This window comes from Bacillus sp. B28, assembly GCF_029536185.1.
Lineage (GTDB): Bacteria > Bacillota > Bacilli > Bacillales > Bacillaceae > Bacillus > Bacillus halotolerans.
In genome coordinates this window covers 1129198-1150493 of the sequence record NZ_CP120511.1, presented here as the reverse complement: position 1 = coordinate 1150493, position 21296 = coordinate 1129198, and the positions used below count along the sequence as shown (strand labels likewise).

Below are 21296 nucleotides of genomic sequence, written 5' to 3'. Positions count from 1 at the left end.
AACATTTCACCAGCCGATATAGAATATAAAAAGAACAAACGTTCCCTCAAGAAAGAAGGAGGTTACCATGCCGCATTTGCAGCCGGAAGGATATGAATTGATAGAGCGGGCTCTCTTTTTGCCTATGGTCATTACGATTTTAAACCGCGATCTCGGCGGAATTGAGAAAAGCTCATTAAAATTGAAACACCCTTATATACAACTTATCAACGAATCATTAAAAATAGCACAAAAGGATCTGATTGAGATCAGAAAAGAGTTGAGGAAAAGAAAAATCGCCATCTACGAGGCTGAGCGTGATGAAGCCTTTACGCTTTATTTATTTGTCATTGATGGCTACGAAGAAAAACACCGCTATTTTAACCCGCGAATTCGAGAGCAAGTAAGCAGTTTGTTAACATTCTATTTATTTGCGCCGGACTCGCCATAAGTCTTTCGAATCATTCTGTATTCCCCTCCTTGCGCCCGTCCCCCCTTCTAGCTCCTTAAGAATAAATTTCTGACAATTCGCACTATACAAACAAAATAAATTTATTTATAATTCGTACCACAGCCTTTCACTCCCCAAAAAATGACATGTGCCGCCAGATTAGCGCCCATTTTTGATCAAAGGAGGATTCTATGAAACTGATTCACATTCTTGCCGCTTTACCCTTCATCGGACTTTTGCTTGGCATCCCTTTTGCAAACAAAGTGACACCCTATCTGTTTGGCATGCCATTCATTCTCGCCTATGTCGTCATGTGGGCTTTGCTGACCTCTGTCCTGATGGCGATCGTGTATGTCCTCGACAAAGAAAATAAAAGGGAGGAAGCAGAATGAACGCAGCTCTCATCATCATTTTCGGTGTCCTGCTATTCAGCATGTTTCTCGGCGTACGCGCCCAAAAAGGAAAAGACATGGACCTTGAGCAGTGGACGGTTGGAAGCCGCGGCTTCGGTACTGTCTTTGTTTTCCTATTGATGGCAGGAGAGATTTATACGACGTTTACGTTTCTCGGCGGAAGCGGCTGGGCTTACGGAAAAGGCGGGCCGGCCTTTTACATCATCGCCTACGGCTGTCTGGCCTATATTCTTTCTTATTGGCTCCTGCCGGCGGTATGGTCCTATGCGAAACAGCATAAGCTGATGTCGCAGTCCGATTTTTTCATCAAAAAGTACAACAGCCCGCTGCTTGGCGTGCTCGTCTCACTTGTCGGCATCGCCGCGCTTATTCCTTATCTTGTGCTGCAGCTGAAAGGGCTTGGATTGATTGTATCGGAAACGTCTTACGGAAAAATTTCTCCTACTGCTGCCATTTGGATCGGCGTCATTTCAATCACAGTTTACGTTATGGTATCCGGCATCCACGGGTCCGCCTGGATATCCGTTGTCAAAGACATCATGATTTTGGCCGTCGTTTTATTCTTAGGCGTATATCTGCCGATTCATTACTACGGCGGATTTCAAGACATGTTTCAGCAGATTGAAAACGCAAATCCCGGTTTTATTACCCTGCCCGAAACAGGGCAAAGTGCTGCATGGTTCAGTTCAACCGTGCTGCTGACGGCGCTGGGCTTTTATATGTGGCCCCATACGTTTTCCGCTTCCTATTCAGCAGAAAACCCAAAAGTCTTTCGAAAAAACGCCATTATTATGCCTTTATACCAGCTGGTCCTTCTATTTGTCCTTTTCGTCGGCTTTGCGGCTATCCTGCAAGTTCCCGGTCTGAAAGGCGCAGACGCGGATTTATCACTTTTGAGACTGTCTCTTCAAACCTTTGATCCTTGGTTTGTCGGAGTCATTGGGGCAGCCGGACTGCTGACAGCGCTTGTGCCGGGTTCCATGATTTTAATGTCGGCCTCCACTTTGTTTGCCAAAAATGTTTATCAAGTGTTTGCTCCCCGCACGACGGAACAGCAGGTGTCATTATTGGCTAAATGTTTAGTGCCTGTGATTGCGCTGATTGCTGTGTACTTTACATTCAAAGGCGGGAACACAATCGTTACGCTTCTCCTTATGGGATACAGCCTCGTCACACAGCTATTTCCGGCCCTGCTGTTCAGCCTGTTCAAGCATAAGATCGTGACCAAACAAGGAGCCTTTGCCGGCATTATAACGGGAGTCGGAGCGGTTTCTTATATTACCGTTACAGAAACAACAATCGGCACTTTATTTCCGGCGCTGCCGCAAGCGGCGAAAGACTTAAACGTCGGCATTGTCGCTTTGCTGCTGAATGTTACGGTCATGATGGCGGTCAGTCTTATGACAAGAAAAACAAAAAGCGCAGCTGCTGATCAAGCCGCTTAAACAAAAAAAAAGCAATCTGGGCAACAGATTGCTTTTTTGATTAGCGTTCGCAGGCGATAAAATCTTTATCACGGTCGCTCTTTTTATTGGCATCATAAAGCGCCTTAGATACGTAAGGCTTGTACTTCGTTTTTCCGCCTTTATTTTTCACCTTGGACGTACGGGCTACCCCGCCTTTGTACACTTTGTTTAATTCCTTGCAGTTCTTATAAGTCTTTACCTTCGTTTTGGCTTCCGCCACATGGTCAGCTCCGTATGAAAAACCGAAAACGAGACCGAGTGAAAGCAAAAGCGCCGCGGCTTTTTTCATGACAATATACTCCCCCATACCCAATATTTAGTTGTTTTATAGCGATTTTATCATAATTCAATTCGGCATATTTTACAAGATAAATATGGAAGGAGCGGCAGTTTTTTTGCTTTCTTTGTCTTGCAGAGATGCAAACTGCCAAAACATGTTTTTCTCACTTTGCTCAAGGGTACACATACGAATGTACACCACACAAAAAGGAGCGTTAATGATGTCTGATACAAAACGAAACAATCCTTTAACAGCATTTTTTCACGATGAATTTCCTGAACAATACCAAGAACCGCCCGGCTTGCAGCAAAAAATGAAGCCGATTCCGGACTGCGGAGAAAAAAGCTATAAAGGAGCTGGCAAACTAAATGGCCGAAAAGCTCTTGTCACCGGCGGTGATTCCGGTATTGGCCGCGCTGCCGCCATCGCTTATGCCCGGGAAGGCGCCGATGTGGCAATTAACTATTTGCCCGCGGAACAGCCTGATGCAGAAGAAGTAAAGGAACTGATTGAAGCAGAAGGACGCAAGGCAGTCCTGATTCCAGGTGATCTGAGTGACGAATCGTTTTGTCACGATTTAGTCAAACAAGCGCATAACGAACTCGGCGGGCTGGATGTGTTAGCGCTCGTTGCCGGTAAACAGCAAGCAGTGCAAAACATCGAAGACCTTCCTACTGAACAAATCTATAAGACGTTTGAAGTGAACGTCTTCTCGCTATATTGGGTTGTTAAAGCGGCGCTTCCGTATTTGCCGGAGGGCGCGTCTATTATTACCACAACTTCAGTTGAAGGCTACAACCCAAGCCCGATGCTGTTAGATTACGCGGCGACGAAAAACGCCATTATCGGCTTTACCGTTGCGCTCGGAAAACAGCTGGCGCCCAAAGGCATCAGAGTGAACTCTGTTGCGCCAGGACCAATCTGGACTCCGCTGCAAATTTCCGGCGGACAGCCAACTGAAAACATTCCGAAATTCGGCAAAGGGACGCCGCCGTCACCATTAAACCGCGCGGGACAGCCGGCGGAACTGGCAGATGTTTATGTATTCTTAGCTTCAGAGAATTCAAGCTATGTGACATCTCAAATATACGGCATCACCGGCGGAATTCCGACGGCCTGATCGTTAGAAGGAGCTGCCCTGTTTGGTCAGCTCCTTTCTATTTTCTAATACCGCTCCCCAAGCTCACGCAAAATAAAATCATAAATCATCTTCGTCCGCTCTTCCTTCGGATACAGCATAAATTCCTGCCGTTTCGGGACACGGTGTTCGATTCTGTCCTGAAATTTGGTTCTGAGCCAGGCTGTCCGGTATACCTGATTCTCGAACGAATTGCAGGAGACCGGCAGTTCCATCTTTTTTCCGTTTGAAAACGTCACTTCCGTATCGTCGAATTCAGTCGGTTTGAATTCTTTTACATGCACATGGGAAATCCAGCCGCATTGGGGTCTAGTCGAAGAAAGTGTAGGGAATAAAAAGATTTGGTTCGAAGGGTCCACCATGATTGGCGGTTTGTGAGAAATTTTTGTCACTTCATAAGTTCCCGCTTTTCTTCCCGCGTAGCTTGATCCGAAAAATCGGCAGCTTCGGTCGACAATTTGCAGCGGCTTCATGCTGACGTAAAACATACAGTCTTTTTCAATGATTTTTGAACAGATTTTGCCGTCGATTTCTTCTGGCAAAACGGCAATTGTTGCGCTGTTTACTTCATACGATTCTAATGGTGTGTCAGTTTTCTGACTCATGTTATGTCCTCCATCCTTTTTCTGCAAAATTTATACTAATAATCTATCATCTGTGTTTATAAAACGACAGGATTTTTTAACAAATGAACTAAAATCATCTTTTATTTATATTTTTTAGTTCTATTTTACTATTAATAAAGCGATTTTACTTTACTGCATGATCTCAGATCACAGCATTTCGCAGGATATGTCGATAGATTGCCAAGTATTAGTTGTCTAAAGATTATAAAAATTTATTGATTTTTTCGACCGTTATCCATATACTATAAAAAAGGCATTGGGGGGATTCTTTATGAAAGAGAAAAAGTCGTACACTGAGCTCATGAAGTCCCGCAACACGCAAAAAACAAAAGAATTTGATGGAACAATGATGGATATTTACATTCAAATGGTGCTCGATGAATCCTTGTTTAAGCGTCGGTTGACCATGCTGACTGACCAAATCAACAAAGCCTTGGACGAAAAAGATAAAGATGCGTTTCTTACGCTCTCTAAAGAATATGCAGCGCTCAAACAGAGCGAATAAGCCAATCCTTAAGGATTGGCTTTTTTAATTACCCATTTACAATCGTTCCCCCGTTGACATGAATGGTCTGGCCGGTGACGTAAGTGGAATCATCGCTGGCAAGATATAAATAGCTCGGCGCCACTTCCACCGGCTGGCCCGGCCGTTCCATCGGCACATCCGAACCAAACACTTCCACATCTTTTGCAGCAAAGCTGGCCGGAATGAGCGGTGTCCAGATTGGCCCCGGCGCAACCGCATTGACTCGAATGCCTTGCTGAACAAGCGATTGGGAAAGGGATCTTGTAAATGTGACAATGGCTCCTTTCGTCGCTGAATAATCGATCAATGTTTTATTGCCTTTGTACGCGGTGATCGATGCTGTATTGATAATACTGCTTCCTTTTTTCAAATGAGGCAGCACAGCCTTCGTTAAATAAAACATAGAAAAAATGTTCGTCTGAAAGGTTCTGATCAGCTGGTGGCTAGTAATTTTTTCAATGCTCGGCTGCACATGCTGCTCAGCGGCATTATTAACCAAAATATCTATGGTTGGAAAAGCCTGGCTGGCCTGTCTTACCACTTCATTACAAAAAGCTTCATCTCCGACATCTCCTGCAATCAGCAGGCACTTCACCCCTTCTTTCTCTACATACTCCTTTGTTTCTTCGGCGTCCTGATGTTCATTAAAATATACAATGACCACATTCGCCCCTTCTTTTGCGAATAACACCGATACAGCACGTCCGATCCCGCTGTCTCCGCCTGTAATAATGGCCGTTTTGCCCGCTAGTTTTTTTGCCTTCTTCGGCTTATCAAATACCGGACGGGGATCCATCAGATATTCGAATCCCGGCTGCTGGTCCTGATGCTGCGGCGGCAATGTTTTCTTTTTCTCATTCGCCAATGCAATCACTCCTTTTCAACCCTATTATGGTATGACCAAAGCCTGCTTCCTATGTATGAAAAGATAGAAAATGGAAAAATTAAGAATAAGTGATATTGGAGGTACAATGGTTTGACTAATCAACCTTTTTCAAAAGAAGCTCCCGAAACATATTGGAGAACATCGGCGGACTTGCCTTCTTTTCCGGCGCTGCAAGAGGATACGGAATGTGATGTCACCATTATTGGAGGAGGCATTACAGGAATCACGACGGCCTACGAGCTGTCCAAAAGAGGCTTCCGAGTCGTTCTGATTGAAGCGAATCAGGTTCTCAATGGCACAACGGCCCACACAACGGCAAAAATTACAGCGCAGCACGACATGATTTATGATGAATTTATCCGCAATTTCGGACTGAACCACGCAAGGCTTTATTATGAAGCGAACCAGAATGCAATTGATTATATAAAAGGAATTGTTGATGAACTTCAGATCGATTGCGAATGGACCGAACAAGACGCTTACCTTTACACAGCAAGTGAAGATGCTGTACAAAAAATCCGCACTGAGCATGAGGCATACACAAAACTCGGGATTGAAAGGGATCTCATAAAAGATCTTCCGCTTCCCGTCGGCTCTAAGCTGGCGCTTGTGATGAAGAATCAGGCCCAATTTCACCCGCTTCACTTTTTAACCGCGCTCCTTGATCAGATCGTGCAAAAGGGCGGACGGATTTATGAAGAGACTGTTGCGCTTGATATTAAAAAAGGAGAAATGCCTGAAGTTGTTACAAAAAGCCGGCACGCCATTAAAAGCCGATTTATCGTATGCTGCTCCCATTTCCCTTTTTATGACGGGGGCGGATTATATGCAGCAAGAATGTATTCTGACAGATCCTATGTCCTCGCCGTCAAGCCGAAGATCGACTATCCTGAGGGCATGTATTTAAGTATAGACCAGCCGTCAGTTGCGCTTCGCTACACCATTGTAAACGGAGAAAAGCTGATTCTCTTCAGCGGAGTAAGCCATAAAACAGGCCAAGGCAAAGACATGTCGACCCATTACGAAACGCTGAGACAATTGGCAGAAAGCACAATTGGAATCGAAAGCATTCCCTATTACTGGTCCACACAGGATCTCGTGACCATCGATAAAATCCCATTCATCGGGCCTATGTCTGAAAACGAAGACAATATTCTCGTTGCGACCGGCTTCAAAAAATGGGGCATGACATCATCAGCTGTCGCAGCTCAGCTTTTGTCAGACCTTGTGGAGAAAAAAGACAATCCATATGAGAGCATTTTTACACCGTCTCGTTTCCATCTGAATCCCGGCTTGCAAAAGGTGATTTCTTACAATGCAGATGTGGCTAAGCATTTCATTAAAGGGAAGCTTGAAAAACCGGACGTCGAGTTTGAAGAGATCGCGCCAGGTGAAGGAAAAGCCGTCACCATTAACGGCAGACGCGCGGGGGCATTCAGAGATGAAACGGGCTGCCTGCATCTTGTTGATACAACCTGCACCCATTTAGGCTGTGAAGTGGAATGGAACGATGGAGAGCACACATGGGATTGTCCGTGCCACGGATCACGCTTTAAACCAACTGGCGAGGTAGTCGAAGGACCGGCCATCAAACCACTAAAACAAATTGACCTTGATTAAACCGTTCATATAACTGAACGGTTTTTTTATAAATAATTTCTATCTGCCGTCTTCATTCGTGCTTCCCTTGACCGATAAAAAAGAAAAAGGCTTAAAAAGCCAAAAGATAAAATTATATTTTCCCAAGGGGGATCACTGTATTGTTATTTAAAAAAGATAGAAAAAAAGAAACGGCTTATTTTTCAGATTCAAACGGCCAGCAAAAAAACCGCATTCAGCTCACAAACAAGTTCTCAGATGTGAAAAAACAGCTCAAAATGGTCAGGCTGGGAGATCCAGAGCTGCACGTGCTGCAAGAGCTGCAGCCCTTAATCCAAGAACACATTGTTTACATTGTTGACGCTTTCTATAAAAATCTTGATCATGAAAGCTCATTAATGGATATCATTAACGACCACAGCTCAGTTGACCGCTTAAAACAAACGTTAAAACGGCATATTCAGGAAATGTTTGCCGGTGTCATTGATGATGAATTTATTGAAAAACGAAATAAAATTGCTTCTATCCATTTACGAATCGGCCTTCTGCCAAAATGGTACATGGGGGCGTTTCAGGAATTGCTTCTATCAATGATTGACATTTATGAAAAGTCAATTACAGATCACCAGGAACTGCTGAAAGCAATCAAAGCGACAACTAAAATCTTGAACTTAGAACAGCAGCTTGTCCTTGAAGCATTTCAAGCTGAATACAACCAAACCCGCGATGAACAAGAAGAAAGAAAAAATCTTCTGCATCAGAGAATCCAAGAAACCTCCGGGTCGATCGCAAATCTGTTTTCAGAAACGAGCCGATCCGTTCAAGAGCTTGTTGACAAATCTGAAGGCATTTCCGAAGCATCCAAAGCCGGCACAGTGACATCCAGCACCGTTGAAGAAAAGTCGATCGGCGGGAAAAAAGAGCTTGAAATCCAGCAAAAACAGATGAACCAGATCGATACAAGCCTCGTCCAAATTGAAAAAGAAATGGTCAAGCTGGATGAAATCGCACAGCAAATTGAAAAAATCTTCGGCATCGTCACAGGCATCGCCGAACAAACGAATCTTCTGTCGCTAAACGCATCTATTGAATCAGCCCGTGCAGGCGAACACGGCAAAGGCTTTGCCGTTGTGGCAAATGAGGTGCGAAAGCTGTCTGAAGATACGAAAAAAACCGTTTCTACAGTGTCCGAGCTTGTGAACAACACCAATACACAAATCAACATCGTGTCGAAGCATATCAAAGACGTGAACGGGCTTGTTAGCGAAAGCAAAGAAAAAATGACACAAATTAACCGTTTATTCGATGAAATCGTTCACAGCATGAAAGTCAGCAAAGAACAATCAGGAAAAATTGACGTCGATCTGCAGGCCTTTCTTGGAGGGCTCCAGGAGGTCAGCCGCGCCGTTTCTCATGTGGCTGCTTCTGTTGATTCGCTTGTCATTCTTACAGAAGAATAATCATCAAAAACCGGCCGACCGCATGGCCGGTTTTTTTGCACGCATTTGTAAACTCTAATTAAAATTAAGTTGACATAAAAGCTGTCTGCATTTATTGTATAACCATATTTTATTCGTTAGTTGGAGGATTTCATATGAAATTACTAGACATGATGCACATTGCAATCTTTACTGCGCTGATGGCAGTGCTTGGTTTTATCCCCCCTCTTTTCTTATCCTTTACACCTGTTCCCATTACACTGCAGACGCTCGGTGTCATGCTGGCCGGCAGCATTCTCAGACCCAAAGCCGCTTTTTTAAGCCAGCTTGTCTTTTTGCTGCTCGTCGCCTTTGGAGCGCCGCTATTGCCCGGCGGCCGCGGAGGGTTTGGCGTTTTTTTCGGACCGAGCGCGGGTTTTCTGATTGCTTATCCGTTCGCCTCGTGGCTGATCAGCCTAACCGTTCACAGACTGCGTAAGGTGACAGTGTTCCGTCTCTTTTTCATTCATATTGTCTTTGGCATCATCTTTATTTACCTGCTGGGCATTCCTGTACAGGCTTTTATCATGCATATTGATCTGTTACAGGCCGGTTTTATAAGTCTTTCATTTGTGCCCGGCGATTTATTAAAAGCGGCAGCATCTGCGCTGCTTGCCATTAAGATCACCCAAGCCTTGTCTCTTTCTGATACGATGTATACAAAAGGAGGCTAACATTCTGTGACCATTACACATACTTATCTATCCTTTGCCAATAAAAATCCAAGCCGGATTGCGATCCAGACTGAATCTGAACATATTACATATCGGGATTGGAACCGGCTCGTCACCCAAACTGCCAATTGGCTGCGGGCGCAGCCAAACGTTCCAAAACGTGTAGCCATCCTGCTCCCAAACAGCCTTGCATTTTTACAGCTGTTTGCCGGAGCTGCCGCGGCCGGATGTACGGCGGTTCCCATTGATACACGCTGGAGTGCCGCTGAATGCGGTGAGCGGCTGGCATTAAGCGGTGCTGATTTTGTGGTGGCTTCATCTCTTTTTAAAAACAAACTGACAGATTGTCTGACACCCGTAGTTTGGCTGGAAGACTGTATGGCGCATATCGCTGAGGCATCCGCTGCCCCGGTCCCAGCCGTTGACCCGGAGCTTCCCTTTTATATGGGCTTTACGTCAGGCTCAACAGGCAAGCCGAAAGCATTTACGCGCTCTCATCGCTCTTGGGTTGAAAGCTTTCATTGTACAAAAACTGATTTTTTGGTCTCTTCAAATGACAAAGTTCTGATTCCGGGGACATTACTGTCCTCTCACTTTTTATACGGTGCTGTCAGCACTCTGTATCTCGGGGGAACCGTTTGTTTGCTTAAAAAATTCATTCCCGCTCAAACGAAGGAGTGGTTAACACAGAAATCCATCAGCGTACTCTATACCGTACCGACAATGACAGATGCCCTCGCCAACATTCACGCTTTCCCTGACAGCTCCGTTAACATCATTTCTTCGGGAGCGGACTGGCCGGCAGCATCCAAGGAGAAGCTTGCATCCAAATGGCCTCATTTGAAGCTGTATGATTTTTACGGCACATCTGAGCTTAGCTTTGTTGCGTATCTCTCACCAGAAGACAGCAAACGAAAACCTCATTCAGCGGGCCGCCCTTTTCATAATGTCCGCATAGAGATCCGCAGCGCCGCCGGGGACCTCTGTCAGCCGGGGGAAATCGGGAAAATATTCGTCAAAAGCCCGATGAAGTTCTCAGGCTATGTAAACAGCCGCACACCAGATCAACCGGAATGGATGACAGTAGATGACATGGGCTATGTTGATGAAGAGGGATTTCTGTACATAGCAGGACGGGAAAACGGAATGGTCGTATATGGCGGATTAAATATTTTCCCTGAAGAAGTTGAGCGCGTGCTTCTCTCCTGCCCAGAGGTTGAAAAAGCAGCTGTGGCGGGCATTCCGGACGAGTATTGGGGAGAAATCCCCGCGGCCGTCATTTGCGGGAATACAGATGCCAAAAAGCTGAAAGCCTGGTGCAAGCAGAAACTGGCATCCTACAAAATCCCGAAAAAATGGGTATTTACAGACAGTATGCCGGAAACAAGCAGCGGCAAAATTGCCCGTTCCAGCGTAAAAAAATGGCTGCGGGGTATGGTGGATTGAACGCGGTTATTGCAGATGCCAAACGAACGATTTTCGGAAAAGAAAACGGTCTGCTGAAGCAGTTTCTGCCGGAGGATTTGGCCGCTCCTCTCATCAGCTGTCTCAGCCGAAAGCTAGAGGATCCAATTGACGAGGTGATTTTGGGAAACGCCACTGGCAGAGGCGGCAACCTCGCCCGGCTGTCAGCACTTCAAGCTGGACTCCCTTTATCTGTTCCCGGCATGACGATTGACAGACAATGCGGCTCCGGGCTTGAAGCAGTGCGTTCCGCATGCAATCTTATCAAAGCGGGTGCCGGAAACATTTATATCGCAGGCGGCGCAGAAAGCAGCAGCCGATCACCTTTTTCAGAAAGAGCCCGCTTTTCGCCGGACACTGTTGGTGATCCCGATATGGGCATGGCGGCCGAATATACAGCAGCACGTTATGCCATCCCAAGAAGCATGCAGGACGAATACGCGCTTCTCAGCTATCAACGCAGCTGGAGTGCTCATACCGAAGGATTGTACCGTGAAGAGATTGTTCCTCTCGGGGAGTTGGAAACAGACGAAGCTTTTCTGAAAAGACGGCCGATGGAAGCGATCATTTCTCGTGCAAAGCCGGTGTTTGACACCAGCTCCGGAACGGTTACAGCCGCCAATAGCAGCGGCATTTCAGATGGAGCGGCTGCACTCCTTGTCATGGAAGAGAAAAAAGCTGCATCCCTCGGCTATAAACCTGTGCTGCGCTTTATCGGAAGCGCCGTTAGCGGCATTCATCCCAACTATCCGTCCGCCGCGCCGGTTGAAGCGATCAAAAAGCTTTTAGCTGCAAACGCATTGACAACTGACGATATCGGTTTATACGAAATCAACGAAGCCTTTGCCGTTAAAATATGTGTCTGCTCACAAGAACTTGGCATTCCCTATACGAGGATCAATGTGCGGGGCGGCGCATTAGCTCTCGGCCATCCTTACGGCGCTTCCGGGGCGGCACTGGTCACCAGATTGTTTTATGAGGCGCAGAGACGGACAGGCTGTCAATATGCTGTTGCCGCCATCGGAAGCGGCGGCGGAATCGGCATGGCTTTATTATTTGAGGTTTTGACATAGGCTTTTTCATAGGATGCATGCCTCTGATTTAGTATAATAGCGATAAGATCAAAGTCAGGAAGGGGATTTTATGACAGCCGTTTGCTTAGTAAGACACGGAGAAACCGATTGGAACCTGCAGCAAAAATGCCAAGGAAAAACAGATATCCCGCTGAACGCGACAGGCGAACGCCAAGCAAAAGAAACCGGAGAATACTTAAAAGATTTTTCTTGGGATATCATTGTCACCAGCCCGCTGAAAAGAGCCAGAAGAACCGCGGACATTATTAATGAATACCTCAATCTTCCTCTCGTCGAGATGGATGACTTTAAGGAGCGTGATTACGGGGACGCGGAGGGCATGCCGCTTGAAGAACGGACAAAGCGCTATCCGGACAAGAACTATCCAAACATGGAAACACTAAAAGAGCTCACGGACAGGCTGATGGGCGGATTGGTGAAAGTAAACCGCGCATATCCAAATCAAAAGGTGCTGATTGTCGCACACGGCGCAGCAATTCATGCACTGCTGACAGAGATTTCCGGCGGTGATGCCGAGCTTCAAAATACGCGCCTTGTCAATGCCTGCCTCAGTAACATTGAATTTGCAGAAGAAAAATGGAAAATTAAAGATTATAACATCAATAGCCACTTATCCGGTTTTATTCAATAAGAAAAGACAGGCGTTTGCCTGTCTTTTCTTATTTATTTTCTGCTGTCATATCATTTTGAAGCTCATCTAAAATCGCATTCGCTCCGTCCACACTGCGGCGCAGAGACCATACCTGACGGTCAACATGGTACACATGTCCGTTTTTCACTGCCTTCAGCTTCTTCCACAGAACATTTTTTTCGATCGGGCGTTTGCCGTCCGCGTCAATGTCGTCTGTTTTTCCTGTCATCAGTATGATTACATCCGGGTCTGTTTTCAGCAGCTGCTCAAGTGTCATTTTCATGTTCACAGAGTCGCCGCCATTACCGGTTTTTTTGTTATCGGACGTGCTGATCGCATATTGATAGCCGACTTGTGTTAAAAGTCTCGATGTGAAGAAATTTTCATCTCTGGCCATAATCGTATCATTTGTATTTCCAATCAAAAGCACAGATTGGCTGTTCGCACTGATCTTTCTCTTTGTTTCATTCACTTTTTCTTCATGCGCTGTCAGCTTTTTCTCCATTTCCTTCTCTTTGCCGACTGCTTTGGCAATGGTAAGAGAAGCGTCTATTGTATCCTGATAATCAGCATTTAAATTATGAAGCGCGACCGTCGGCGCGATTTTTTTCAGCTGATCATATATCTTCTTATGACGGGTCGTGTCTGCAATAATCAAATCCGGTTTTAGCGAAGCGATTTTTTCCATGCTTGGCTGTGACCGTGTGCCGACAGATGTGTAGCCGTCAATTTTTTTCAGTACATCCTTGTTGATCAGCTGCTTTGCTTTATTGTCATCCGCCACTCCAGCAGGCGTAATGCCGAGATCAAGCAAAGTGTCGATAAAGCCAAGCTCAAGCACAACGACCCGCTTCGGATGCTCAGGCACGTTCGTTTTCCCTAAATCATGTGTTACCGCTGCTTTATTTTCTTCACTGTTTTGATGGCCGGCTGAAGAAGAACAAGCCGCAGTCAAAACAGAAAGAAGTAAAACTGTAAGAATAATCAGTGTTTTTTTCATAACATTGCAGTCTCTCCTGTATGTAGTTTCTCAATTAAGATGTCCAAAAGATAGTATAACACGGAATGATAATCATTATCACTATTATTATTGAAAATCAGTATAGAAAGTTTCACATCGAAGGAACGTTTAAAATAACGAAGCATTGGATTCACTTGCATATTCTAGAATCAAACAAAAAAGCTTGCAGAAAAAGCATCGTGTTTTCTGCAAGCTGAAACTTCAATTTTACAGTTTTACAAGGACTCTTCCTTGAATGTGATTTTGCAAAATATCTTTTAACGCATCAGGTGCTTCTGTTAATGAGACTTCCTTGTCTATGATTGTCAGGAGCTGTTCAGGCTTAAGATCGGATGCCATGCGCTCCCAAACCGCCGCTCTAAGATCCATTGGACAATAGACTGAGTCTATGCCCAGCAGGCTGACTCCGCGAAGAATAAACGGATACACCGTTGCAGGAACCTCTCCCCCGCCCGTTAAACCGCTCACCGCGACAGATCCGCCGTATTGGATTTTGCTTAAAAGCGAGGCAAGCTGCTTCCCGCCGACAGGATCAACGGCTCCTTGCCATTGCTGCTTGGACAGCGCCTTACGTTTACCGTCATAGACATCTTCCCTGCTGATTACTTCATTAGCACCAAGCTGCTTCAAATAGTCAGTCGCCTCCCGGTTTCCTGTGCTTGCGACCACGTTATAGCCGCGTTTGCTGAGCATCGTTATTGCAATTCCGCCGACACCGCCGGTTGCTCCGGTGACAAGCACGCTCCCTTTTTCAGGTGAGAGTCCGTTCTGTTCAAGACGATGCACAGATAACGCCGCTGTAAACCCCGCCGTTCCGTACGCCATCGCTTCCTGCAGCGAAAGGTTCTTTGGCAAAGGCACCAGCCAGTCGCCAGGCACTGAAACATATTCGCTTAATCCGCCATGACGTGAGACACCAAGCTCATAGCTTGTCGCAATGACTTCATCCCCTTCGGCAAAACGCGGATCATTTGAAGAGACAACCGTGCCTGCAGCATCAATGCCTAAAATAAGCGGATATTCTCTGACAATATTGCCGCCCGCTTTTCCGGCCAAGCCGTCTTTGTAGTTGATGCCTGAATATGCTGTTTTAATCAGCACGCCGTCTTTCGGCAAATCCTCTGTTGATATGGTTTTGATATTGACTGAAACATCATCTGCATTTTTTTCTGCCAGCAATGCTTGAAATAACGTTGACATTCGGCACACTCCTTTTCATCTTTATCGTAACCGAACATCGGCCAAAAAACCAAATCATGAGACCTCTATTTTCACTTCTCCGGCACATTAAGGCTATAATGCACAAATGCGGTTTCCTCTTCATAGCCGTTTTGCTCATATAAACTTCTTGCCGTCCGGTTGTGATGTTCCGTCTGCAGCTTTACACATTTCGCTCCGTTTTCCGCGGCATAATCCTTTGCAGCGGAAAGCAGCCGCCGGCCAACTCCCTTTTTTCGTACAGAAGAAGCGACGAATAAATCATTTAATATGTAGATTCTTTTCATAGCCACGGAAGAAAAGGCTGGATAAAGCTGTGTAAAACCAATGAATTCCCCATTTTCTTCTGCGATAAAAATAACAGACTCTTCATTTTCCAGGCGTGCTTTCAAAAAAGCCTCCGCTCCTTCCAGATCCGACGCCTGCTTATAAAATTCCCGATACTGATGAAACAGCGGTGCTATAGCTGCCGCATCTGCTGGTAAAGCTTGACGAATGTTCATCTCGTTTCCTTCTCTCTATATGCTGTTAAGAATTATATTTTATATTTAATAGAATTTTCTGTAAACCATATTGATCAGAATACTTTTTTCAGCATGCTTGGAAAAAATATCACGATAATATCCATTGATCTCATAGAAAAACATGCAGGTCAATGGAACTGATTTATTCGACAGGTTTTTTTCTGGTCGCGGGAGGATTTAACCTGAAAAAATATGAAATTTCAACATAATGATTATTTACTCATGTCTATTTTCGTTCTTTTCTGTATGAATGCAGTTATTTCGAGTCTCTATAGAAATAACGAGAGATGATATACCTAAATAGAAATAAAACAATCTCAAAAAAATAGGTCTACTAAAATAGCATCCAATCTATTACAATAAATTCACAGAATAGTCTATTAATAGGCTGCTCTGAAATTGTAAAGGAGAGGGTAAAGAGTGAGAAGCAAAAAATTGTGGATCAGCTTATTGTTTGCGTTCACGCTAATCTTCACGATGGCATTCAGCAACATGTCTGCACAGGCTGCCGGAAAAAACAATGAAGAAAAGAAGTACATTGTCGGATTTAAACAGACAATGGGAGCTATGAGCACCGCCAAGAAAAAAGATGTTATTTCTGAAAAAGGCGGTAAAGTTCAAAAGCAATTTAAGTATGTAAATGCAGCCGCAGCAACATTGGATGACAAAGCTGTAAAAGAACTGAAAAAAGATCCGAGTGTTGCTTATGTGGAAGAAGATCATGTTGCACATGAATATGCGCAATCTGTTCCTTACGGCATTTCTCAAATTAAAGCGCCGGCTCTTCACTCTCAAGGCTACACAGGCTCTAATGTAAAAGTAGCTGTCATCGACAGCGGAATTGACTCTTCTCATCCTGACTTAAACGTTCGAGGCGGAGCAAGCTTCGTACCTTCTGAAACAAACCCATACCAAGACGGCAGTTCTCACGGCACGCATGTAGCCGGTACAGTTGCCGCTCTTAATAACACAATTGGTGTTCTGGGCGTAGCTCCTAGCGCATCGTTATATGCAGTCAAAGTGCTTGATTCTACTGGAAGCGGCCAATACAGCTGGATTATTAACGGTATTGAATGGGCAATTTCTAACAACATGGATGTCATCAACATGAGTCTTGGCGGACCTACTGGGTCTACAGCGTTGAAAACAGTAGTCGATAAAGCGGTTGCAAGCGGTATCGTCGTTGTTGCCGCAGCCGGAAACGAAGGAAGTTCAGGCAGCACAAGCACAGTCGGCTACCCTGCAAAATATCCTTCTACTATTGCAGTAGGCGCAGTAAACAGCAGCAACCAAAGAGCTTCTTTCTCAAGCGCAGGTTCTGAGCTTGACGTTATGGCTCCAGGCGTGTCGATCCAAAGCACACTTCCTGGCGGCACATACGGCTCTTATAACGGAACCTCAATGGCGACGCCTCACGTTGCCGGAGCAGCAGCTTTAATCCTTTCTAAACATCCGACTTGGTCAAATGCACAAGTCCGTGATCGTTTAGAAAGCACTGCGACAAATCTTGGCAGCTCTTTCTACTATGGAAAAGGGTTAATCAACGTACAAGCAGCTGCACAATAAGATTAAAGAGAAGCAGGTCACTCCATACCTGCTTCTTTTTTTATTGGTCGTCCTCCTGTTCTGAGGCGGGGTGTTCTGAGGTATTCTCTTCGGTTTCCGCATGTTGAATCCGTTCCATGATCGAAGGATGGCTCCCTCTGAAAAGTTTCACGAGAAAAGGCGGATCAACCTGGCTCAGCCCCGTAACAGCCAAATCTTGAAACGTTCTGACTGCGGCTTCGCTGTCCCCTGTCAGCTCAATTCCATATTGGTCAGCCTTATTTTCCTGATAACGGGAAACGGCATTAGAAAAAGGCGTAACAGCAAAGCTCAAAACAGACACGATAAGCAATAACAGCGGCAATGCCCCAAGATCACGCCGGCCCTCTACATGAAACAGATTGCGTGCAAAGTGTACCCCCCTCTTGTAAAGCTTATCAACCACATAAAATCCCGCTAGCGACACAATTAAATAGCCAGCCAATCCGATATACACGTGCTTCATGACATAATGGCCCATTTCGTGCCCCATAATAAAGAGAATTTCCGAATCATCAAGTTTATTCAGCGTCGTATCCCATAGAACAATCCGCTTATTAGCCCCAATTCCTGTCACATAGGCATTAAGCGCGTTTGTTTTCTCTGACATATTCACTTCATACACATGATCAGCCGGAATATCGGCTTCTTCGGCCAGAGCTAAAATTTTGCTTTCCAGCTCTTTGTTTTTGAGCGGATAAAAATCATTGTATAAAGGATCAATAATCACCGGCTGAATAAAAAACAGAAACAGCGAAAACGGCACTGTTAACAGCCAGGCGTAAAACCACCATTTTTTTTCATGCTTTTTGATCAGCCAATAAAACACCAGCACGCAAAGTGTAAAGATCGGAAAACTGATCCAAAAATCAATGACTTGATCTTTAGCCCAGCTGGAGGCTGTCTGCGTCGAAATATTGTAATCAAGCGATACCTGATAGCCTATCCAATCCAAAGGCAGTGTCACAAGAGCCGTGATCAGCGAAAGCACAAACACAAAACCGATGATCTGCAAAAAACGAAAACGCACAGCCGCTTCCATCCATTGCTTGATTTTCTTTGAAACACCGCTGATCAGCAATACAAAAAACAGAAACCAATCAAGAGGAATACTGATAAAAAATAAAAAGTTCTTCACGTCAGAATACTGTTCGGCGACAGCCAATTGAGACGGCTTCATGAAAGAAGCCGGGTCAGCCTGTGTTCCTTTCACGGCCTCCGGCACAGCGGAATCGCCGGACATAAAGAAATACCAATAGAAAAAAAGCCCATACAGCACATATGCAAGCCCTGCACCCGCAATCCACTTGCGCATATTCGCCTCACTCCTCACATCTAGACCCATTACTTCTATTGTAATCATAAATTCAATTTCTTAGAACCAAGCTGTGAGTTCGGACTTTTTCGCATGGAATCGCCCTTTGCTGGAGAAACTAGCAAATGTTTGGAGTGATGCAGATGAAAAAAATAGTAGCAGCCATCGTGGTTATCGGTCTTGTGTTTATTGCATTTTTCTACCTTTACAGCCGGTCAGGCGATGTATATCAATCGGTTGATGCGGAATTGATCACCCTGTCTTCAGACGGGCGGGAAAAGATTGAAATCGAAAAAAGACAGCACGTCAAAGATATGCTGGACATTATGAATCAGGGAAAACAGCTGAAAACGGAAAAAACATCAGCTCCTGATTACGAAGGCACGATTAAATTTCATAAAGACAGATTTGACTCATTCAGATTATGGATTGACGACAGCCAACAGGCCATTTTTTTGAAAGACGGCACGTATTACAAATTAACGCGAAACGATACCAAAGCGCTGCAAACGATCATTAAAAAAGAAGCAAAGGATTAACAATGAAAAAAGCGAAGCTCACTGGCTTCGCTTTTTTACATTAATGAGGCAGCATATCTTTCAGCGCCCGTCTGAGCATTTTGCCTGTCGCATTTTTCGGAATCTCATCAAGAAAGATGATCGCGGCAGGCCGTTTATATTTTGCCAGATGTTTTTCGCAATGCGCCATCATTTCTTCTTCTGTGACACCAGACCGTTTCGGTACGACATATCCCTTTACCGCTTCGCCGCTTTCAGCATCAGGCACGCCGATGACAACAGCCTCCTTTACGTCCGGGTGGCTGTACAGCACCTCTTCCACTTCACGCGGATACACATTGTAGCCGCCTACAATAATCATGTCTTTTTTCCGGTCAACAATGTAAAAATAACCGTCCTCATCCCGCCTTGCCAGGTCTCCCGTATAAAGCCACCCGTCCTTTAAAGCGTGCTTCGTTTCCATCGGCATATTATAATAGCCCTTCATCACATTGGGCCCTTTTACGATCAATTCGCCCACCTGGTGATCAGGGACCTCACGTCCGAGCGGATCAACGACCTTGTTTTCGACATGCAAAATACTTGTCCCGATGGAACCTGGTTTTCTCCCTCTGTCAAACGGGTTAAAGCATGTGACAGGCGATGCTTCCGAAAGCCCGTAGCCCTCCAAAATGGTAACGCCGAATTTCTCTTCAAATGCCGTAAGCAGCGCGACCGGCATGGCCGCACCACCCGAGATGCACAGGCGAATAGAAGAAAAATCATCTGCCTTGCCTTCTTCATGCTGGAATAAATAGTTATACATCGTAGGCACACCCGCAAAAATGGTTGCCTGCCGCTGCTTTACAAGCTTAAAAACAGAGGCGGGACTGAACTGCGGTTCAATCAGCACACATGCGCCGCTCATCAGCGGAGCATTCATGCAGACAGTTAAGCAAAAAACATGAAACATCGGAAGAGCGCAAACCACATTGTCTTTCTCATCCATTCCCAAATACCCGGCGACATCGTTTGCATTGCTGAACAAATTCTGGTGGGTCAGCATCGCGCCTTTCGGTTTTCCCGTTGTTCCTGACGTATATAAAATGACCGCAGTGTCATCAGGCACAAGCTCTGGATGGCGTGCATCACCGGGTGTCGGACGCAACATTTTTGTAAACGTTGTCATTTTCATTCTGACCTCGGGATCTGAAGCTTCCGGCTCAGTTTCTCCCGTCCGGCATAAAATGACGAGTTCGACCTTTGGCAAAGATTCGTGCATGCTTTCATAAATCGGCAAAAGCTGATCTACTCCTACGATTGCTTTGACATCGCCGTTTGTCAGCATATAGCCGATTTCTGTCGGCGTGTACGTCGGATTGATCGGCACCACCACAATACCGGCCTTTAATGCGCCGAAAAATGCGATGACAAAATCAGGCGAATTGCCAAGCAGCAAAGCAAGGTGATCCCCTTTTTCCATACCCGCTTCCTGAAGGCCGTCCGCAAAACGCTGAATATTGTCATTCAGATCCTTGTAAGTAATCACTTGATCCCTAAACCTGCATGCGATGCTGTCCGGCTTCTCAGATGCTGTCTCTTCTAATTTTGAAACCAGATTCATTCTCCCACCCCTTAAAGTGAATGAGTAGTCATTCATTGTTGAAGATAAGCTTTCCTTTTCATTATAGAGAAACACAAAAAAACACTCAAGAGCAAAAAGCCCCGAGTGTCAGTACTGTTATAGATTCTTCAAAGCTTCGGCAATCGGTGTATCTCCTTCAGTGAGATCAAAAGCCCGATTTTCCGTGTTGGTTTCATCTAAAGAGGCAATGACTGCTGCCGCAACGTCATCACGTGATATATCACCCCGCTCTAGATCTGGGGCTGCGGAAACCGTTCCTGTTCCCGGTTCATTGCGAAGGCCTCCCGGACGTATAATCGTATAGGCTAAGCCGCTGGATTCCAGAATTTTATCAGCATAATGCTTGGCCGCGTAATAAGGTTTAAGTGCCTCATTCCAATTTTCACGGCGGTGGGCCTGCAGGGCGCTGACCATAATAAAACGTTTGATTCCCGCGATTTCCGCAGCCTCTATTGCTTTTGCCGCTCCGTCAAGATCCACCAGCAGCGTTTTATCATAGCCTGTGCTGCCCCCGGAGCCCGCTGTAAAAATAATCGCGTCACAGCCTTTTGCCGCGGCTGCGATTTCTTCCGGGCTTCCTTCTAGATTTGCTAGCACAGCTTCCGCGCCGGCCGCTTCCAAAGATGCTTTCTGTTCTTCTTTTCTGACCATCGCCCTGACGGAATGATCAGCATTCTCTTTGAATAAAGAAACAAGTCTTTGTCCGATTTGTCCGTTCGCTCCGATTAAAAACACTTTCATGTGAATCCCTCCTGCCTCCATTATTTCAAAACACAAATTTCCTTTC

The 21296-nt window shown here is 45.4% G+C and carries 22 protein-coding genes and 1 pseudogene; 14 read left to right on the top strand and 9 right to left on the bottom strand.

Annotated elements, in window-relative coordinates:
* Window positions 1–67: 67 nt before the first annotated feature.
* From P3L57_RS05635 to P3L57_RS05625, 3 genes are all read left to right on the top strand, one after another.
* Window positions 68–430, top strand: a complete 363-nt coding sequence (locus P3L57_RS05635) for a YhjD family protein (protein ID WP_059336343.1) — start codon at window positions 68–70, stop codon at window positions 428–430.
* 191 nt (window positions 431–621) lie between these two features.
* The gene (locus tag P3L57_RS05630) at window positions 622–822 is read left to right on the top strand and encodes a DUF3311 domain-containing protein (protein WP_010333642.1); all 201 of its coding nucleotides are present in this window, start codon (window positions 622–624) and stop codon (window positions 820–822) included.
* Complete coding sequence (locus P3L57_RS05625; RefSeq protein WP_069486340.1) at window positions 819–2288, top strand: sodium:solute symporter family protein; 1470 nt, start codon at window positions 819–821, stop codon at window positions 2286–2288. The genes P3L57_RS05630 and P3L57_RS05625 overlap by 4 nt, the downstream gene beginning before the upstream one ends.
* Before the next feature lie 40 nt (window positions 2289–2328).
* On the opposite strand, the gene P3L57_RS05620 is transcribed toward P3L57_RS05625, so the two are convergent.
* The gene (locus P3L57_RS05620; RefSeq protein WP_010333640.1) at window positions 2329–2598 is read right to left on the bottom strand and encodes an excalibur calcium-binding domain-containing protein; all 270 of its coding nucleotides are present in this window, start codon (window positions 2596–2598) and stop codon (window positions 2329–2331) included.
* A gap of 211 nt (window positions 2599–2809) precedes the next feature.
* Between P3L57_RS05620 and P3L57_RS05615 the strand changes: the two genes are divergently transcribed.
* The gene (locus P3L57_RS05615; RefSeq protein ID WP_044156505.1) at window positions 2810–3709 is read left to right on the top strand and encodes an SDR family oxidoreductase; all 900 of its coding nucleotides are present in this window, start codon (window positions 2810–2812) and stop codon (window positions 3707–3709) included.
* A gap of 44 nt (window positions 3710–3753) precedes the next feature.
* Here P3L57_RS05615 and comK read toward each other — a convergent pair whose 3' ends face one another.
* Entirely contained in the window at window positions 3754–4332 is a 579-nt protein-coding gene (comK, locus tag P3L57_RS05610; protein WP_044156506.1) for a competence transcription factor ComK, read from the bottom strand.
* 292 nt (window positions 4333–4624) lie between these two features.
* Between comK and P3L57_RS05605 the strand changes: the two genes are divergently transcribed.
* A complete protein-coding gene (locus tag P3L57_RS05605; protein ID WP_044156508.1) occupies window positions 4625–4858 on the top strand; it encodes an IDEAL domain-containing protein in 234 nt (77 codons plus the stop codon).
* A 28-nt stretch (window positions 4859–4886) separates the two neighbouring features.
* Here P3L57_RS05605 and P3L57_RS05600 read toward each other — a convergent pair whose 3' ends face one another.
* Window positions 4887–5744, bottom strand: a complete 858-nt coding sequence (locus tag P3L57_RS05600) for an SDR family oxidoreductase (protein ID WP_059293097.1) — start codon at window positions 5742–5744, stop codon at window positions 4887–4889.
* A gap of 111 nt (window positions 5745–5855) precedes the next feature.
* On the opposite strand from P3L57_RS05600, the gene P3L57_RS05595 reads away from it, so the two are divergent.
* The 7 genes and pseudogenes from P3L57_RS05595 to P3L57_RS05570 all read left to right on the top strand — a co-directional run bounded on the left by P3L57_RS05595 (window position 5856) and on the right by P3L57_RS05570 (window position 12705).
* On the top strand, window positions 5856–7385 hold the full coding sequence (locus P3L57_RS05595; protein WP_044156510.1) for an FAD-dependent oxidoreductase: 1530 nt from the start codon (window positions 5856–5858) through the stop codon (window positions 7383–7385).
* A 257-nt stretch (window positions 7386–7642) separates the two neighbouring features.
* Window positions 7643–8020, top strand: a pseudogene (locus P3L57_RS20720) (protoglobin domain-containing protein); the annotation flags it as partial.
* Between the two features lie 288 nt (window positions 8021–8308).
* Window positions 8309–8824 (top strand): methyl-accepting chemotaxis protein, encoded by a 516-nt coding sequence (locus P3L57_RS20715; protein ID WP_369810943.1) that lies wholly within the window; start codon window positions 8309–8311, stop codon window positions 8822–8824.
* A gap of 134 nt (window positions 8825–8958) precedes the next feature.
* A complete protein-coding gene (locus tag P3L57_RS05585; protein ID WP_044156513.1) occupies window positions 8959–9516 on the top strand; it encodes a biotin transporter BioY in 558 nt (185 codons plus the stop codon).
* Window positions 9517–9522: 6 nt separating this feature from the next.
* Window positions 9523–10962, top strand: coding sequence for an acyl-CoA synthetase (locus P3L57_RS05580; RefSeq protein WP_069486339.1), 1440 nt, complete (start codon window positions 9523–9525; stop codon window positions 10960–10962).
* A complete protein-coding gene (locus P3L57_RS05575) occupies window positions 10959–12053 on the top strand; it encodes an acetyl-CoA C-acyltransferase (protein ID WP_059336354.1) in 1095 nt (364 codons plus the stop codon). The genes P3L57_RS05580 and P3L57_RS05575 overlap by 4 nt, the downstream gene beginning before the upstream one ends.
* A gap of 70 nt (window positions 12054–12123) precedes the next feature.
* Window positions 12124–12705, top strand: coding sequence for a histidine phosphatase family protein (locus P3L57_RS05570; RefSeq protein ID WP_059352638.1), 582 nt, complete (start codon window positions 12124–12126; stop codon window positions 12703–12705).
* Window positions 12706–12733: 28 nt separating this feature from the next.
* On the opposite strand, the gene P3L57_RS05565 is transcribed toward P3L57_RS05570, so the two are convergent.
* The 3 genes from P3L57_RS05565 to P3L57_RS05555 form a co-directional block, all read right to left on the bottom strand.
* The gene (locus tag P3L57_RS05565; RefSeq protein ID WP_069486338.1) at window positions 12734–13705 is read right to left on the bottom strand and encodes an ABC transporter substrate-binding protein; all 972 of its coding nucleotides are present in this window, start codon (window positions 13703–13705) and stop codon (window positions 12734–12736) included.
* Between the two features lie 228 nt (window positions 13706–13933).
* On the bottom strand, window positions 13934–14926 hold the full coding sequence (locus tag P3L57_RS05560; protein WP_069486337.1) for an NADPH:quinone oxidoreductase family protein: 993 nt from the start codon (window positions 14924–14926) through the stop codon (window positions 13934–13936).
* Between the two features lie 71 nt (window positions 14927–14997).
* On the bottom strand, window positions 14998–15447 hold the full coding sequence (locus P3L57_RS05555; protein WP_044156522.1) for a GNAT family N-acetyltransferase: 450 nt from the start codon (window positions 15445–15447) through the stop codon (window positions 14998–15000).
* Between the two features lie 441 nt (window positions 15448–15888).
* Between P3L57_RS05555 and aprE the strand changes: the two genes are divergently transcribed.
* Entirely contained in the window at window positions 15889–17034 is a 1146-nt protein-coding gene (gene aprE / locus P3L57_RS05550) for a subtilisin AprE (RefSeq protein WP_069486336.1), read from the top strand.
* A 40-nt stretch (window positions 17035–17074) separates the two neighbouring features.
* On the opposite strand, the gene P3L57_RS05545 is transcribed toward aprE, so the two are convergent.
* A complete protein-coding gene (locus P3L57_RS05545) occupies window positions 17075–18367 on the bottom strand; it encodes a M48 family metallopeptidase (protein ID WP_069486335.1) in 1293 nt (430 codons plus the stop codon).
* 143 nt (window positions 18368–18510) lie between these two features.
* Between P3L57_RS05545 and P3L57_RS05540 the strand changes: the two genes are divergently transcribed.
* Entirely contained in the window at window positions 18511–18906 is a 396-nt protein-coding gene (locus tag P3L57_RS05540; RefSeq protein WP_024120804.1) for a YhfM domain-containing protein, read from the top strand.
* Between the two features lie 40 nt (window positions 18907–18946).
* Here P3L57_RS05540 and P3L57_RS05535 read toward each other — a convergent pair whose 3' ends face one another.
* Both P3L57_RS05535 and P3L57_RS05530 read right to left on the bottom strand, forming a co-directional pair.
* Window positions 18947–20488, bottom strand: coding sequence for a fatty acid--CoA ligase family protein (locus P3L57_RS05535; RefSeq protein WP_069486334.1), 1542 nt, complete (start codon window positions 20486–20488; stop codon window positions 18947–18949).
* Window positions 20489–20605: 117 nt separating this feature from the next.
* Entirely contained in the window at window positions 20606–21250 is a 645-nt protein-coding gene (locus tag P3L57_RS05530; protein WP_024120802.1) for an SDR family oxidoreductase, read from the bottom strand.
* Window positions 21251–21296: the final 46 nt, after the last annotated feature.

Bases quoted from the DNA above. Each gene is read 5' to 3' on its own strand.
- P3L57_RS05585 (WP_044156513.1), top strand. From the start codon at position 8,959: ATGAAATTACTAGACATGATGCACATTGCAATCTTTACTGCGCTGATG.
- P3L57_RS05630 (WP_010333642.1), top strand. From the start codon at position 622: ATGAAACTGATTCACATTCTTGCCGCTTTACCCTTCATCGGACTTTTG.
- P3L57_RS05605 (WP_044156508.1), top strand. From the start codon at position 4,625: ATGAAAGAGAAAAAGTCGTACACTGAGCTCATGAAGTCCCGCAACACG.
- P3L57_RS05540 (WP_024120804.1), top strand. From the start codon at position 18,511: ATGAAAAAAATAGTAGCAGCCATCGTGGTTATCGGTCTTGTGTTTATT.
- P3L57_RS05530 (WP_024120802.1), bottom strand. From the start codon at position 21,250: ATGAAAGTGTTTTTAATCGGAGCGAACGGACAAATCGGACAAAGACTT.
- P3L57_RS05625 (WP_069486340.1), top strand. From the start codon at position 819: ATGAACGCAGCTCTCATCATCATTTTCGGTGTCCTGCTATTCAGCATG.
- P3L57_RS05565 (WP_069486338.1), bottom strand. From the start codon at position 13,705: ATGAAAAAAACACTGATTATTCTTACAGTTTTACTTCTTTCTGTTTTG.
- P3L57_RS05635 (WP_059336343.1), top strand. From the start codon at position 68: ATGCCGCATTTGCAGCCGGAAGGATATGAATTGATAGAGCGGGCTCTC.
- P3L57_RS05560 (WP_069486337.1), bottom strand. From the start codon at position 14,926: ATGTCAACGTTATTTCAAGCATTGCTGGCAGAAAAAAATGCAGATGAT.
- comK (WP_044156506.1), bottom strand. From the start codon at position 4,332: ATGAGTCAGAAAACTGACACACCATTAGAATCGTATGAAGTAAACAGC.
- P3L57_RS05615 (WP_044156505.1), top strand. From the start codon at position 2,810: ATGTCTGATACAAAACGAAACAATCCTTTAACAGCATTTTTTCACGAT.
- P3L57_RS05570 (WP_059352638.1), top strand. From the start codon at position 12,124: ATGACAGCCGTTTGCTTAGTAAGACACGGAGAAACCGATTGGAACCTG.
- P3L57_RS05555 (WP_044156522.1), bottom strand. From the start codon at position 15,447: ATGAACATTCGTCAAGCTTTACCAGCAGATGCGGCAGCTATAGCACCG.
- P3L57_RS05535 (WP_069486334.1), bottom strand. From the start codon at position 20,488: ATGAATCTGGTTTCAAAATTAGAAGAGACAGCATCTGAGAAGCCGGAC.
- P3L57_RS05545 (WP_069486335.1), bottom strand. From the start codon at position 18,367: ATGCGCAAGTGGATTGCGGGTGCAGGGCTTGCATATGTGCTGTATGGG.
- P3L57_RS20715 (WP_369810943.1), top strand. From the start codon at position 8,309: ATGAACCAGATCGATACAAGCCTCGTCCAAATTGAAAAAGAAATGGTC.
- P3L57_RS05620 (WP_010333640.1), bottom strand. From the start codon at position 2,598: ATGAAAAAAGCCGCGGCGCTTTTGCTTTCACTCGGTCTCGTTTTCGGT.